16 protein-coding genes and 1 tRNA gene are annotated in these 13,739 nt (G+C 70.7%); 7 read left to right on the top strand and 10 right to left on the bottom strand.

Annotated features, from left to right (window positions below; translation table 11 throughout):
* The first annotated feature begins 24 nt into the window (after positions 1-24).
* On the top strand, positions 25-1,320 hold the full coding sequence (locus ACFYSC_RS36240) for an MFS transporter (RefSeq protein ID WP_389970718.1): 1,296 nt from the start codon (positions 25-27) through the stop codon (positions 1,318-1,320).
* Position 1,321: 1 nt separating this feature from the next.
* Here ACFYSC_RS36240 and ACFYSC_RS36235 read toward each other — a convergent pair whose 3' ends face one another.
* Positions 1,322-1,852: a PspC domain-containing protein gene (locus ACFYSC_RS36235; RefSeq protein WP_389970715.1), complete on the bottom strand. Its 531-nt coding sequence runs from the start codon at positions 1,850-1,852 to the stop codon at positions 1,322-1,324.
* A 133-nt stretch (positions 1,853-1,985) separates the two neighbouring features.
* Here ACFYSC_RS36235 and ACFYSC_RS36230 point away from each other — a divergent pair, with 133 nt between their 5' ends.
* A complete protein-coding gene (locus tag ACFYSC_RS36230; RefSeq protein WP_362935788.1) occupies positions 1,986-3,143 on the top strand; it encodes an acyl-CoA dehydrogenase family protein in 1,158 nt (385 codons plus the stop codon).
* Between the two features lie 201 nt (positions 3,144-3,344).
* On the opposite strand, the gene ACFYSC_RS36225 is transcribed toward ACFYSC_RS36230, so the two are convergent.
* Positions 3,345-3,971 (bottom strand): exonuclease domain-containing protein, encoded by a 627-nt coding sequence (locus ACFYSC_RS36225; protein WP_389970711.1) that lies wholly within the window; start codon positions 3,969-3,971, stop codon positions 3,345-3,347.
* Between the two features lie 116 nt (positions 3,972-4,087).
* Here ACFYSC_RS36225 and ACFYSC_RS36220 point away from each other — a divergent pair.
* Positions 4,088-4,163, top strand: a tRNA-Lys gene (locus tag ACFYSC_RS36220).
* A gap of 105 nt (positions 4,164-4,268) precedes the next feature.
* On the opposite strand, the gene ACFYSC_RS36215 is transcribed toward ACFYSC_RS36220, so the two are convergent.
* The 3 genes from ACFYSC_RS36215 to ACFYSC_RS36205 form a co-directional block, all read right to left on the bottom strand.
* Complete coding sequence (locus ACFYSC_RS36215) at positions 4,269-5,084, bottom strand: tyrosine-type recombinase/integrase (protein ID WP_389970708.1); 816 nt, start codon at positions 5,082-5,084, stop codon at positions 4,269-4,271.
* Positions 5,085-5,131: 47 nt separating this feature from the next.
* Positions 5,132-5,707, bottom strand: a complete 576-nt coding sequence (locus ACFYSC_RS36210; protein WP_389970705.1) for a GNAT family N-acetyltransferase — start codon at positions 5,705-5,707, stop codon at positions 5,132-5,134.
* Positions 5,708-5,867: 160 nt separating this feature from the next.
* On the bottom strand, positions 5,868-6,479 hold the full coding sequence (locus tag ACFYSC_RS36205; RefSeq protein WP_389970702.1) for a superoxide dismutase: 612 nt from the start codon (positions 6,477-6,479) through the stop codon (positions 5,868-5,870).
* A gap of 717 nt (positions 6,480-7,196) precedes the next feature.
* Here ACFYSC_RS36205 and ACFYSC_RS36200 point away from each other — a divergent pair.
* From ACFYSC_RS36200 to ACFYSC_RS36190, 3 genes are all read left to right on the top strand, one after another.
* Positions 7,197-7,319 (top strand): hypothetical protein, encoded by a 123-nt coding sequence (locus ACFYSC_RS36200; protein ID WP_389970699.1) that lies wholly within the window; start codon positions 7,197-7,199, stop codon positions 7,317-7,319.
* A 147-nt stretch (positions 7,320-7,466) separates the two neighbouring features.
* Positions 7,467-7,949 (top strand): hypothetical protein, encoded by a 483-nt coding sequence (locus tag ACFYSC_RS36195; protein WP_389970696.1) that lies wholly within the window; start codon positions 7,467-7,469, stop codon positions 7,947-7,949.
* A gap of 246 nt (positions 7,950-8,195) precedes the next feature.
* Positions 8,196-8,462 carry a hypothetical protein gene (locus tag ACFYSC_RS36190; RefSeq protein WP_389970693.1) on the top strand — a complete coding sequence of 89 codons (267 nt, stop codon included), beginning with the start codon at positions 8,196-8,198 and terminating at the stop codon, positions 8,460-8,462.
* Positions 8,463-8,584: 122 nt separating this feature from the next.
* Here the strand turns inward: ACFYSC_RS36190 and ACFYSC_RS36185 are convergent, their stop codons facing one another.
* Both ACFYSC_RS36185 and ACFYSC_RS36180 read right to left on the bottom strand, forming a co-directional pair.
* Positions 8,585-8,803 carry a hypothetical protein gene (locus ACFYSC_RS36185; RefSeq protein ID WP_389970690.1) on the bottom strand — a complete coding sequence of 73 codons (219 nt, stop codon included), beginning with the start codon at positions 8,801-8,803 and terminating at the stop codon, positions 8,585-8,587.
* 95 nt (positions 8,804-8,898) lie between these two features.
* Positions 8,899-10,005 (bottom strand): GNAT family N-acetyltransferase, encoded by a 1,107-nt coding sequence (locus ACFYSC_RS36180; protein ID WP_389970687.1) that lies wholly within the window; start codon positions 10,003-10,005, stop codon positions 8,899-8,901.
* A gap of 30 nt (positions 10,006-10,035) precedes the next feature.
* On the opposite strand from ACFYSC_RS36180, the gene ACFYSC_RS36175 reads away from it, so the two are divergent.
* Positions 10,036-10,500: a MarR family winged helix-turn-helix transcriptional regulator gene (locus ACFYSC_RS36175; protein WP_389970684.1), complete on the top strand. Its 465-nt coding sequence runs from the start codon at positions 10,036-10,038 to the stop codon at positions 10,498-10,500.
* 148 nt (positions 10,501-10,648) lie between these two features.
* Here ACFYSC_RS36175 and ACFYSC_RS36170 read toward each other — a convergent pair whose 3' ends face one another.
* From ACFYSC_RS36170 to ACFYSC_RS36160, 3 genes are all read right to left on the bottom strand, one after another.
* The gene (locus ACFYSC_RS36170) at positions 10,649-11,602 is read right to left on the bottom strand and encodes a sigma-70 family RNA polymerase sigma factor (RefSeq protein ID WP_389970681.1); all 954 of its coding nucleotides are present in this window, start codon (positions 11,600-11,602) and stop codon (positions 10,649-10,651) included.
* An 18-nt stretch (positions 11,603-11,620) separates the two neighbouring features.
* Complete coding sequence (locus tag ACFYSC_RS36165; protein WP_389970678.1) at positions 11,621-12,820, bottom strand: NAD(P)/FAD-dependent oxidoreductase; 1,200 nt, start codon at positions 12,818-12,820, stop codon at positions 11,621-11,623.
* A 175-nt stretch (positions 12,821-12,995) separates the two neighbouring features.
* Positions 12,996-13,721 carry a LysR family substrate-binding domain-containing protein gene (locus tag ACFYSC_RS36160; protein WP_389970675.1) on the bottom strand — a complete coding sequence of 242 codons (726 nt, stop codon included), beginning with the start codon at positions 13,719-13,721 and terminating at the stop codon, positions 12,996-12,998.
* Between the last annotated feature and the right edge of the window lie 18 nt (positions 13,722-13,739).

Below are 13,739 nucleotides of genomic sequence, written 5' to 3'. Positions count from 1 at the left end.
CGCCTGCGAGCCCACCGGAGTCCTATGGCGGCCACCACGCCCGGCCGGCTGCCCGGGCGGCACCGCCGTCCGGCCGAACGCCGGGCAACGTACGGCGAGGTCATCGCCATCGGCGAGTTCCGCGCCCTCTGGCTCGGCCAGGGTCTTTCGCTCCTGGGCGACCAGCTCTCCCGGGTGGCGCTGTCCGTGCTGGTCTTCCAGGGTACGGACTCGGCGCTGGCCACCGCGTCGGTCTACGCGCTGACCTACCTTCCGCCGATAATCGGCGGCCCCCTCCTCGCGGGGCTGGCCGACCGCTACGCCCGGCGGCGGGTGATGATCATCTGTGATCTGCTCCGGGCCGTCATGGTGGCGCTCATGGCCGTCCCCGGCACGCCGTTCCCGGTGCTGTGCGCGCTGGTCTTCTGTGTGGTGCTGCTCAGCGCCCCGTTCTCCGCCGCCCGCGCCGCGCTGCTGCCCGAGCTTCTCACCGGCGACCGCTACGTCATGGGCTCCGCTCTGCAGAACATGACCAACCAGGGCGCCCAGATGCTGGGGTTCGCCCTCGGCGGCGCGCTGATCATGGGGATGGGTCCGTACCGCGCGCTGGCCCTGGACGCCGCGACATACCTCGCCTCGGCGCTCATCCTCGCCTCCGGGGTGCGGCGGCGCCCCCTCCCGGAGAACGGTGAGACCGGCCGTCCCTCCATGTGGACGACGACCCGCGCCGGAGCGCGACTGGTCTTCGGCGACCCCCGGCTGCGGACGCTGGTCCTCTTCGCCTGGCTGTGCGGCTTCTACGTGCTGCCCGAGGGGATCGCGACGCCGTACGCCGCCACGCTGACCGTCGATCCGGAGCGGATCTCCTTCGTCGCGGGCCTGCTCATGGGGTCGATGCCGACCGGTACGGTCGTCGGCGCGTTCTTCTTCAGCCGGTACGTCACCCCGTCCCGGCGTCTGCGGTCGATGGGGTGGATGGCGATGCTGACCTGCGCGCCGCTGATCCTGTGCGCGGCGCGGCCCCCGCTCGCCGCGGTGCTGGTCCTGTGGTTCGTCTCCGGCATCGGCGGCGCCTACCAGCTCGCGGCGAACGCCGCGTTCGTGCAGTGCGTGCCCGCCGAGCGCCGGGCGATGGCCTTCGGGCTCGTACAGTCGGGCCTGCTCGCCGTCCAGGGGATCGGCATCCTCATCGGCGGTGCCGCCACCGCCGAGCTGGGCCCGGAGGCCGTGGTGGGACTGGCCGGCGCGGCGGGTCTCGTCGTCGCCGCCGCGCTGGCCGTACTGTGGTCGGGATCCCGCAAGGAGATCATCGAGAGGGTCCGCGCCGAGGCGGCCGCCTGAGTCACACCCGCGGCTCGTCGTCCCGCCGCGGCTGGGCGGCCGGGCCGGAGGGGGCGTCCTGCGGAGCGGCCGGGCCGGCGTAGGTGTCCCGCGGAGTCGTCGGCGTGGCGTAGGCGTCCTGCGGGGCGGCCGGGCCGGAGTAGTAGGGGGTGGGGTCGGCGTAGCCGGGGTGGCTCCGGTCCGGGCCGCCCTGGGGGCGGTTCTGGCCGGCGTTCCTGGCCCAGTGCTCGGCCTTGGCCCAGCTCTCCCGGGCCTTGACCTTGGCGTCCTGCCAGGCCGGGTCGTCCTTGTGCTTGTCGATCAGGCGCTCCAGGACCGACGTCCCGGTGGTCTCCGAGGGCATGAGCAGCCACCCGACGAGGTAGATGCCGGCCCCGAGGCCGCCGAAGAACGTGGTGACCGCGATGACCACGCGGACGACGTTCGCGTCGATCCCGACGTACCGTCCGATGCCGGAGGCGACGCCCGCGACGACGCGGCCGTCCCTGGTCCTGTAGAGCCGCTTGACACCCGAGAAGTCGTTTTCTTCCATGTCCTCAGACTGCCCCGCGAGGAGCCCCGATCCCATCGGGATTCGCCCTGGCGCGACCCTGACCTTCCATCCGGCGGCATCCGGAATACCCTGACACCGGGCCCAGGGAGCCCCCGGGAGAAGGGAACAGTCCATGGACGACCTGCTGCGCATCGACGACACGCTCTCCGAGGAACAGCGCCTGATCCGCGACACGGTGCGGCGGTTCGTGACCGAACGGGTGCTGCCCCACGTCGGCGACTGGTTCGAGGAGGGCGTCTTCCCGGCGCGCGAGCTCGGCCCGGCGCTCGGCTCCCTCGGCCTCCTGGGGATGCACCTGGACGGCTACGGCTGCGCCGGCATGGACGCCGTCTCCTACGGCATCGCCTGCCGCGAACTGGAGGCCGGCGACTCCGGCCTGCGGTCGTTCGTCTCCGTGCAGGGCTCGCTCGCCATGTTCCCCATCTGGAGGTACGGCTCTGCGGAGCAGAAGGAGGAGTGGCTGCCCCGGATGGCGGCCGGCGAGGCGATCGGCTGCTTCGGCCTGACCGAGCCGGACCACGGCTCCGACCCGGGCGGCATGCGCACCCACGCCAAGCAGGACCCCTCGGGCGACTGGATCCTCAACGGCTCCAAGATGTGGATCACCAACGGCTCCATCGCGGACGTCGCGGTGGTCTGGGCACAGACCGAGGACGGCATCCGCGGCTTCGTGGTCCCCACCGACACGCCCGGCTTCTCCGCCCCGGAGATCCACCGGAAGATGTCCCTGCGCGCCTCGGTGACCTCGTCGCTGTACCTCGACGACGTCCGCCTGCCCGCCTCCGCCGTGCTGCCGGAGGTACGGGGGCTGAAGGGCCCGCTGTCGTGCCTGTCGGAGGCTCGGTACGGCATCCTGTGGGGCGTGGTGGGCGCCGCCCGGGCCTGCCTGGAGACGGCCCTGGACTACGCCACCAGCCGGGTGCAGTTCGACCGCCCCATCGGGGCCTTCCAGCTCACCCAGCGCAAGCTCGGCTGGATGTACGTCGGCCTGGGGCAGGCCCAGCTCACCGCCCTGCACCTGGGGCGGCTGAAGGACGCGGGCGCCATCACCCCGCAGCAGGTCAGCTTCGGCAAGCTCGCCAACGTCCGCGCCGCCCTCGACATCGCCCGTGAGGCCCGCTCGATCCTCGGCGGCAACGGCATCACGCTGGAGTATCCGGTGATCCGGCACATGAACAACCTGGAGACCGTACTGACCTACGAGGGCACCGAGGAGGTGCACCTGCTCACCCTGGGGCGGGCGCTCACCGGCCTGGACGCCTTCCACTGAACCGGCCGCCCACCGGCCTGGACGCCTTTCGCCGGGCCGGCCGTACGCGCCGGCGGCGGGCGGGTCCGTACCGGGGTGGGCGCCGGACGGCCGCCTCCACCGGCCGTGGGGGCGGCCCCGAACCGCTTCATGGTGTCGGCCGCCTCGCCGCCTTCACGGCCGTGGGGGGCCGCTCTCCGGGGGACCGCGCCGTCCGGTGCGCTACCGCTGGAGCGCCCGGCGCTGCGGCAGGCCCAGGGGGTGCCACTCGGGCGCCCGGGTCGCCGCCGACTCCAGCTTCTCCGCCCAGGAGACCCCGCGGCGCAGGTAGAAGCGGAGCAGCTCGGCGGCGGCGCGGGCGTCGACCAGCGCGTGGTGGGCGTCGGAGAGCGGGATGCCCGCCCGCTCGCAGCAGGCCGACAGCGTCCACTTGCCGTGCGGGATGAACTCGGGGGCGAGCTTCTGGGTGCACAGGGTCTCGGTCAGCCACTGGCTCCCGGGCAGGTCCCGCAGGAAACGCAGGTCGAACGAGGCGTTGTGGGCCACCAGGACGCGCCCGGCGATCCGCGACCACACCTCGTCCAGCACCTCCTCGATCGCCGGAGCGCCGGCGACCATCGCCCTGGTGATGCCGTGGACGTGCGCGGGCCCGGTGTCCCGCAGGGGGTTGATCAGCGAGTGCCACTCGTCGACGGTCTCGCCGCCGGTGTCCAGGGAGACGAGCGCGATCTCGCAGATGCGGTCGCCCCTCGCGGGAGAGAACCCGGTGGTCTCCACGTCGACCACGACATATCCCTGCCGCGCGGACACCCGGTGCCCCGGAAGCGACTCCAACCCCCAGCTTGTCATGAACGCCAGCCTATGGGGCGGGCGTTCATGGTCACGCGGTGTTCGGCGAACCGGGAGACCCGGCGGGCCTGGCGACGGACGATAGTGGACACTATCCTCGGTACGCTGTCTTCAGCGGGGCGTTAGCTCAATGGTTAGAGCTGCGGACTTTTAATCCGTAGGTTCTGGGTTCGAGTCCCAGGCGCCCTACCAGCGGAAGCAGTGGTTTCCGATCTTCTCCGGAAGACGGTCTACAGCCACCTTCTACAGCCAAAGGGCCGGTCCTCACCAGGAGGCCGGCCCTCATGCGTGTCGTGGTCAGCCGAACAGCTTCTTGGCGACCGCGTCGACGGCCGCACGTTCGATGTCCGGGAGCACGTGCGTGTACGTGTTCATGGTCAGCCCGATCTGGCTGTGACCGAGCGTCTTCATCACGGTCCGCGGCGAGGCCCCGGAGGCGAGCAGGAACGAGGCGCAGGCGTGGCGCAGGTCGTGAAGCCTCAGCCAGTCGAGCCCCGCCCGCTTCCGGGTGGCCCGCCACCGGGTGCTGAGGTTGCCCGGTTCGATGGGGGTTCCGATCGTGGAAGGGAAGACGAGCCCGAGGTTCTGCCACCGCTTGCCCGCTGCGAGCTGTTCGGCCGCCTGAGCCCGCCTGTGCCTGCGGAGCGCCGCCAAGGTCGGTTCCGGCACGGGGACGACCCGGCGGGACCGGTCCGTCTTGGGATCGACGAACTGAAGGGAGCCGTCCGCCCGCTGGAGCGTCTGCCGTACGGCGAGCAGCCCGCCGGCGAAGTCGATGTCATCCCAGCGGAGCCCGAGGAGTTCGCCGCGCCGCAGGCCGAGTGTCAGCGCGCAGATCCAGAAGGCTTCCAGCCGGTCGTCTCTGATCACGTCGAGCAATCGTTTGGCCTCCTCGATCGTGAGGACCCGCGCCTCTTCCCGGCGCACGGCCGGAGGCTTGACGAGCTTGGCGACGTTCCGGTGCACCAGCTCCTCCCGTTCGGCATCGGCCAGCGCGTTCCGGATCAGCCCGTGGATCTGCTTGACGGTGGCGGCCGTCAGCCCTGATTCGGCCTTGGCCTCCACGAGCCGGCGAACATCGGTGGGGGCGAGCTTGTCGAGCTGCTTACTCAAGGCGGCGGCGCGACGCGCCGCCGCACGGCCCAGCGTCGCGGTTCGACTCAGACGAGAGTGCCCCAGCCGTCATGGCGGTTGATCTCAGCGCGGCCGAAGACCGCCAGCGGCAGTTGCGGGTAGAAGTCGGCCGGCAACAGAGTGATCTGCCGCCAGCCCAAGTGCTGATACAACCGGGCGGCCGGAACATGAGGGGAAGTGATCAGCCACGCGGTGGAGCGGTCGGCGGTCGCGGCATTCAGCAGGGACCTCCCGAAGCCGCACCCCCGGGCGTCGGGGTGAACGAACAGTTCGGCCACCTCGAACGCGCCGTGCACCAGACGGCGGGTGGCGTCCAGGCCCAGCGCGTCGACGAGCGCCTTATACAGGTGGTTGTTCGACAGGTCGGTGGGGGTGGGCCAGCCATAACACACGCCGACCAACCGGTCGTGATCATCGCGGACGGTCCAGGCGGTGAACCCGGGCCGCGCCAGTGACCGGGTCAACCGGGCAGGGTAGGCGCGCAATTGCTCGGGCGTCTCCGACCAGGGCGATGCGCCGTAACAGTGCTCATATAGCGCGATGACGTCGGCTGACATCGATACGACCTCGGCGGCGTCGTGGCGGTGGCACGGGTAGGGCATCGGCGTCCTTACTGCTGTGGCCGCCAGCTCATGTCGTGATCGCACCAGGGAGCCTGGAGGAGCGGAAGGGAGGGCGGTGCCCGCGCGCCGGTTTGGACCATCACTCAAGGAAGGCCGACGTGCGGGCACCGGGTTCACGGAGCCCAGAAGGCAGGCGGCGTCAGAAGTCAGCGGCGTTCTTGGCGGCGGTGTAGCGGGCGATGACGTCGTTCCAGTTGATCAAACCCCAGAGCTTTTCGACGTAGTCGGGGCGCACATTGCGGTATTGCAGGTAGTAGGCGTGCTCCCAGGCGTCGAAGACCAGCAGCGGGGTGGTGTTCATGCCGACGTTGCCGTGGTGGTCGTAGACCTGCTCGACGATCAGGCGCTGTCCGAGGGGCTCCCACGCCAGCACGCCCCAGCCGGACCCCTGCACGGTGGCGGTGGCGGTGGTGAGCTGCTTCTGGAAGGCCTCGAAGGAGCCGAAGTGCTCGGTGATGGCGTCACCGAACTCACCATCGGGGCGATCGCCGCCGTCCGCGGACAGGTTCTGCCAGAAGATCGAGTGCAGGACATGACCGGACAGGTTGAAGGCGTAGGTCTTCTCCAGCCCGACCAGGCCGCCGAAATCACCCTTGTCGCGGGCCTCGGCCAGGCGATCCAGGGTGTCGTTGGCGCCCTTGACGTAGGCGGCGTGGTGCTTGGCGTGGTGCAGCTCCAGGATCTCCCCGGTGATCGCCGGCTCCAGGGCGGCATAGTCGTACGGCATGTCCGGCAGGGTGTAGTGCCCCATCGGTTGTCTCCTCGCGATCGACCTAGATGCAACTTACTTGCAATAGCAGTATCTAAGCAACAAGACGTGATCTCGTGGAGGCCGCCCCGGCCTTCAGTGCGCATGTGCCCGCCTCTTCCGCGCCCAGAGAACTACTCGGAGATGTCTTCTCGGTGGCCCAGCGCTTCCGCGTCACTCGTCTGTGCCTACGAGTCCCGCTCGGCCGCCTGAGCTGATGAGACTGGGCCGTAGCCGCCACAGCCCTCTCACGATCGCCTGGCGGTGGCCGATCTCCGCGCAACGCTGGGGCGATCGACGGTCCGAGGCATCGTTCCTCAACCTCTGCTCACCGGACGACGGGGCAGCGCAGGAGGCAGGTATCCCGTTGCATCCTCCGTTGCAGTACAAAGGCGTTCAGGACCGTTCACCGTGGACCACCCGTGCCCTCTGAACTGCATTGAACCGTCCGGAACAGCACGAGGGCGATCTTTTAATCCGTAGGTTCTGGGTTCGAGTCCCAGGCGCCCTACCTCACCGAACTGGGCGGACTTCCACATCGTCGTGACCGGGGAGCCCGCCCGGTCGCGTTTCCCGCCGCGTCCGTCACCGTCGCGGCACGGGAGACCAGCCGCGAGCGGCTGAGAGCAGAGTTGCGCGGCACCCGGCTCGCCGAGATACGCAAGCTCCTGGACGTCTCCCAGAAGCTTCTCGCCGAGCGCACGGGCGTCTCCCAGGCGCGTGTCCCAGATCGAGCACGGCCGGATCGGCGGTCTGGACACCCTGCGTTCCTATGTCGTCGCGCTGGGCGGGACGCCGGACGTGGTGGCGGACTTCGGCGACCATGCCGTGAGGGTCGCCTGAACCATCTCCGGATGCGGGCAGAAGAGTACGCCGTTGGCCATCGATCTCAGCCGCCGAACCCGGTACGCGTGGCCTCCATCAGGCCCGTGAACCTGAACGCTGCCAGGCAGCGGTCCGCCAGGACGTTCGACCCGAGAGAATGGCTGAATGCGTCGATTCGATGCCGCGGGGGCCGGCCTCGTTCCCGGGCAAACGGTCCGGGCCCGGGTGATCGCCCATCAACCGTGGGGCGTCAGCATGGTGATCCCCGGGCATGAGGACATCGGTGCGTCCATAGACGCCGCCGTGATCGATAGCCCGTCGGGCAACCCCCGTGCCCTCCCCGAGGAGTACCCCCGGGTCGGCACCGAGGTTGACGCCATCGTCCAGCAGCTACGCCGTTACACCTCGCCCGCCTGGGCACGGTTGAGCCTGCGCAGCCAAGACCTGGAATGCTTCCGATGGGGATGCGATTTCTGCGGCACACCGGCCGTCTTGAGCCCGGGAGGCGACGGCGTGACCATGGACGTCCGCAGCGCCGACGGCCCCGGCGGCACCGCCGTCATCGCCCACCGCGAGTGCCTCGCCATCCGGCTTCATACCCGAAGCCTCGAACCGGTGCGTATCCGCTCAGTCGGGCGAAGGCCGTAGATCCCTCGTCAACGAGATCCGGAGCGTGCGCGGAACGCCTGGCCTGCCTCGATCAGGTGGCACAGGGCCGATGGCCGGATTCCCAGCCGCAGTTTCGTCTCGATCCACTCGTCAAGGCTGCGGCGCGGCGCCGCGCGGCCCGCCAGAACGCCGCCCCCGAGGTTGCTCCAGCCATCGGGTCCTGACCGCTGTGCTCCTCGCATACATCTGGACCTTATCCGGACACGACGCTCACGATCATCGGCTGTGACTCCCCTCGGTCTGCTTCTCGTTCTTCTTCCGCTGGCGGCTTTCGGCAACGCCGCATACCGCGCGCGACGACGTCCCACGGAGTCAGCGGCGACCTTTCGGCGGGCATTCTTGGCCACCGGTGCCGCCTTTTTTGGAATAGCCCTGCTGATGATGCTCGGTATTTTTGACACATACCGGCCCGAGGCCGCCGACCTCATCATCAAGCTGGGCTTCGGCATGATGATCGGCGGCGTAGCCTGCGCGATCACCGAGCGCAGGTGAAGGCCGGCCCTCCGGCAGGCCCCAGGTCCGGGGTGATCGCCGACCGTGAACGCCGGCTTCGTGGTGGCTGAGGTGAGGGCCTGATCGTCCCGCCTGCCACGTCCCGGCCCTCGGCCGTCTGCTCATCCGAGTCGGTGCCGCCTGTCACGCAGGTGAGCGGCACGCTCCGCCGCCATGCGTTCCCGTCGCTCCTGCGCCAGGATTTCTTGAGGAGTCGGCACCCGTCGTTTCTCGTGCCTGATCGCCAGGCGAATCGCCCAGTAAAGAGCGATGAAGAACAGCAACACCGGTATGGCCCACATCATCAGCAGTAGCAGAATACCGGTGAACCCGATCTCCATTTGGTCCTCCCCATGGGGAGGACCAGCATGCCCGATCTCACGGATCGCGTCCATCGACTGCTTCGCCGCCCGTCCCCGTCGAGGCGGCGGTCCCGTCATTCCGCCATCGCCGGTTCTCCGTCGGAAAGCCCGACGGCGGCATCCGCGGACACGAGCTTGGTGAGGACGGCCTCCGCGTCATCGGACGACTCCGTACGGTAACCCTGGGCGTGGTAAAAGCTGAGGTTGCGCAGGCTCCGGGCTCCGGTGGACAGCACGACGCGGCGGCAGCCGGCGTCGGCCGCGGCTTCGGCCTCGCGCAGCAGCCAGCGCCCCACGCCCTGGCCGCGCAGGTCGGGGGCGACGCCGAGGCGGCCCACGTGCCAGTCGTCCTCCACGCGGCGCGCGCGCACCATGCCCAGGAGCCGCCCGTCCCGCCACAGGCCCGCGGCCTGCCAGCCGGCCAGCCATGCGCGCACCTCATCAAGCGACTCCTCCAGGGCGGGGATGGCCAGGGTGTCGTTGGCCACCGCCTCCTCCACCCAGCAGCACCGCTGGAGCACCAGGACCTCTGGAGCATCGTCCGGGGTCAGCGCTCTCACGTACGACCCCGGCAGCGGCACCGCCCCCGGACCCGAGCGGATTCGCTCGCGCATCGGCCGCAGGGCGTGGGCGAGGCGGACGAGCTCGTCCAGGACTCCGGCGGCGGCCTCGTCGCGGCCGGCGTCCGGGCGGATCCGCCCGCCGTCCACCGTGTCGGCGATGCGCAGGGCGACCGTGGCGCCCAGCGGCACCAGCCGCAGCGTGGTCACCACCTGCTTGGCGTGCTGGACCGACCGGGTGCCCGCCGAGGTGTTGCCGTAGCTGACGAACCCCATCGGCTTCCACGCCCATTCCCGGTTCAGGTAGTCGAGGGCGTTCTTGAACGTCGCCGGCATGCCGTAGTTGTACTCGGGGGTGACCGCGATGAAGCCGTCCGCCGCGTCCACCATCGCGCTCCACCGCGTGGTGTGCTCGTGCCGGTGAACGCCGGAGGCCGGCTCCTCCTCCTCGTCGAGGAACGGCAGGGCGAGGTCGCCGAGGGTCACCGGCAGGAGATCCACGCCCAGTTCCGCGGCATGCGGCGCGATCGCGTCGATCAGCCACCGGCCCACCGCCGGGCCGAGAGCGCCGGGACGGGTGCTGCACACGAGGACGAGGACTCGCAAAGATTTCGTTGACATGTAAATGAACGTAGCCGGTAACTTGTTTACATGTCAAAGAGATGGTCCTCCGAGGCGGTGCGCTGGCTCGACGCGGACGAGGAACGCGCCTGGCGCGCCCTGCGCCGGATGATGGTCGCGATCCAGTCACGCACCGCGCACGACCTGGCCGAGATCGGCCTGTCCGAGCCCGACTACGAGGTGCTCAGCACGCTCTCCGAGCGTCCGGGCCACGCCAGCACGCTGCGCGAGCAGGCCGCCAAGATGGGTTGGTCCCGCAGCCGCCTGTCGCGGCACGCCAGCCGCATGGAGGCCCGCGGTCTCGTGCGGCGCGAGCCCGACCCGGACGACGGCCGGGGCTGTTACCTCGTCCTCACCGAGAACGGTCTGGAGACGCTTGAGGACGCGGCCCCGATGCACCTGGAATCGGTCCGCCGCCACGTCATCGACCGGCTCTCGGCCGCCGACCTGTCCGTCCTGGAGGACATCGCCCGCAAACTGGAAGAACCCGCATGAGCGTCACCCGAGGAACCGGGCTTCCCCCAACGGCCCGGACACCGGCGGTGTGGCATCAGACCTCCAGGTCCGGCGGCCGGTGGCGTTCGAAGCCGGGGAGCGGTTCGTCGCGGCGCCGGTGCCGCGCCTGACCGCGGTCGGCGGCGGGTCACCACCGGGCGATGAGCGGCGTTTCCGGTTCGTGCCGCCGCCAGGACCCGGCGAGACGGACGAGGCGGGTGGGGGCGGCGATGCCGCGCACGGTTGCGATCCTGCCGTTGGCGATGTCGAACGCCACGGCACCGACGACCTGGTCGCCGACCACGAAGAGGATGGCGGGGGCGCCGTTGACGAGCGCGTAGTGGATGGCGGGCGTGCCGCCGGCGAATCGCCGTTTCGCGGGTGTGGGTTTGAAGCCGGCCCGCACGACGGCGGCGATGCGCTGCGGAGTGTCGTACTGCGGCAGCGTCCCGGTCAGACCGGCGCCGTCGGAGATCATGGTCGCGTCATCGGTGAGCAGCGCCGCCAGCCGTTCGGTACGGCCCGATGAGGCGGCGGCGAGGAATTCCTCGACGATCCTGCGGGTGGTCGCCGGGTCGGCTTCGCCGCCGCGGCGGCGTGCGACGGTGATGCGGCGCCGGGCCCGATGGAGGTGCTGCTGGCTCGTGGACTCGGTGATGTCGAGGATCTCGGCGATCTCAGCGTGGCTGTGGGAGAACGCTTCGCGCAGGAGGTAGACGGCCCGTTCGAGGGGTGCCAGACGCTCCATGAGGGTCAGCACGGCCAGGGAGACCGATTCGCGCTGCTCGAACGTGTCGGCCGGACCGAGCATCGGATCGCCGTCGAGGAGCGGTTCGGGCAGCCAGGCGCCGACGGCGCGTTCGCGGCGGGCTTGTGCCGAGCGGAGCCGGTCGAGGCACAGGTTGGTGACGACCTTGGTCAGCCATGCTTCCGGCACCTTGATCCGCTGCCGGTCGGCGGCCTGCCAGTGCAGAAACGCGTCCTGTACGGCGTCCTCGGCGTCGGCGGCGGAGCCCAGCAGCCGGTACGCCAGCGAGGCCAGCCGGTTCCTGCTGGCCTCGAACCGGCCTGTGTCGAAACGGTCGGTGGCGGCGCTGTCCACGCGGATCACCCTGGGCGGCTACGCGAACACGTTCGCGGCGGACGTGTCCGGCGCGGCGGCCAGACGGCGCCTGCGGTTGGGGACGCCGAAGGTCGGGTGCGAGTTGGCCCACAGTGACATCCTGAGGATGCCCGCCTTGACCTGCGCGGCCTTCCGGCCGCCCACATACGTCGGCTTCGCCTGCCCTTCGTCGTCGACCGGCTGGAGGATCCCGTCCCGTCGCCCGAGGCTGATGTGGTTGTACGAGTAGACCAGCTTGGTCTTCGCGATCTCGCGGCCGGTCAGGCGTCCCACGATCGCGTGGATCGCCTGACCGCCGGTGTAGCCGGCCGAGGCGCAGGACATCGGCAGCGGCCTGCCGTTGTCGCCGATGGCGTAGGCGCTGTCGCCGACGGCGTAGACGTCCGGGTGCGAGACCGAGCGCATGGTGCGATCGACGACGATCCGGCCGCTCCCGGTGACCTCCAGCCCGCCGGCGGCGGCGATCGGGCCGACCGCGAATCCGGCCGTCCACACGGTCGCGTCGGACGACAGGGCGGTGCCGTCGGCGCACAGCGCCCGCGTCGCTTCGACTGCTTCGACGCCGGTGTGCTCCAGGACGGTGATGCCCAGCCGTTCGCAGGCCCGGCGAAGGTGGCTGCGGGCCCCGGCGGAGAGCCGGGCGCCCAGCTCGCCGCGGGCGATGAGCGTCACCGACAGGCCGGGCCGGGACTCGGCGATCTCGGTGGCGGTCTCGATGCCGGTCAACCCGTCGCCGACGACCAGCACGCGCCCGCCTTCGCCCCGCCTGCTCAGGCTGTCCAGGCGCTCGCGCAGACGCAGCGCCGAGGGCCGGGCGGCGACGTCGAAGGCGTGCTCGGCCACGCCGGGGACGCCTTCGACGTCGCCCTGGCTGCCGAGCGCGTAGACGAGCGTGTCGTAACCGAGCTCGCCGCCGCCGTCGGCGTCGGCCATGGCGACGGCCCGGCGCTCGGGGTCGACGGCGGTGACCCGGGCCAGGCGCAGCCGTATCCCCGTCCCCGCGAAGACGTCCGCGAGCTTTTGAACCTCGATTTCCCGGCCGGCCGCCAGCTGGTGCAGCCGCAGCCGCTCGACGAAGTCCGGCACGGCGTTGACCACGGTGATCTCGGTGTCCGCCGGGGACAACCGGCGGGCCAGGTTCCCGGCCACGTAGACCCCGGCGTAGCCGGCGCCGAGGACGGTGATGCGGTGCCTCATGTCTCGCTCCTGTCGGTTCGTCTCCTCCGGTGACTTGAGCGGGACGGCGCCCCGATTGCTGACAGGTAGCGCATGTGGCATGGGTCACAGAGCGGCGGGAGCATCATCCGAGTTGACCGGCGTGGACGGTGCGCGAGCCGGGCGCCCCGCGGCGGCCTTCGAAGCGGTGCGCGGTTCAGCGGGGACGGTGGCCCTTCCTGCCCCGGCCGGGCTGCGCGCCCCGGCGGCCCGATCCACCCGGAGCGGGACTCCGCGGCTGCTTCCGCGCCTTCGCCGGAGCGGGTGCGGGCGCGGGCGCGGGGGTACGGCCTCGCGTGCTGTTCGCCGTACGGCCGCGGACGATGCCGATGAAGTCCTCCACCAGATCGGTCGTCGCCTCCGTGGGCCAGGCCAGCGCGACCTGCGACTGCGGCGTCTCCAGGACCGGCCGGTAGGTCAGGTCTCTCCGGTGGTGCAGGCGCGCCAGCGACTGCGGGACCAGCAGCAGCCCGGCTCCCGACGCCACCAGCTCGATCGCCTCCGCCGTCGTGTCCGGACGTGTGAAGGCCGGCAGCCCCGGCGGAGCGGCCCATTCGAGGGTGTCGTCCATCGGGTGGAGCACCTCCTCGTCGGCGAGGTCGGCGACGGTCACCTCGTCGGCGGCGGTCGCCAGGTGGTCCTTCGGCACCACGACCACGGTGGTCTCGACGTAGAGAGGGATCACGCTGAGCCCCTCGCGGTTCACGGGCAGCCGCACGAGCCCGGCGTCGGCGTCGCCGTCGTGCAGCGACCTCACCGCCTCGGCGGCGGCTACGGGGACCAGGGTGAGTGGAACGTCGGGCACGCGCTCGGCCCAGACGCCCGCCCATTTGGCGGGCGTCACCCCGGGCACGTAGGCCAGCCGGAACTCCCTGTAAGTCACCTCCTCACGGTACCGGTG

The organism is Streptosporangium sp. NPDC004379, assembly GCF_042873875.1.
Taxonomy (GTDB): Bacteria; Actinomycetota; Actinomycetes; order Streptosporangiales; family Streptosporangiaceae; genus Streptosporangium.
The sequence above is the reverse complement of the archived record's forward strand: the minus strand, read 5'-3'. Positions and strand labels throughout refer to the sequence as shown.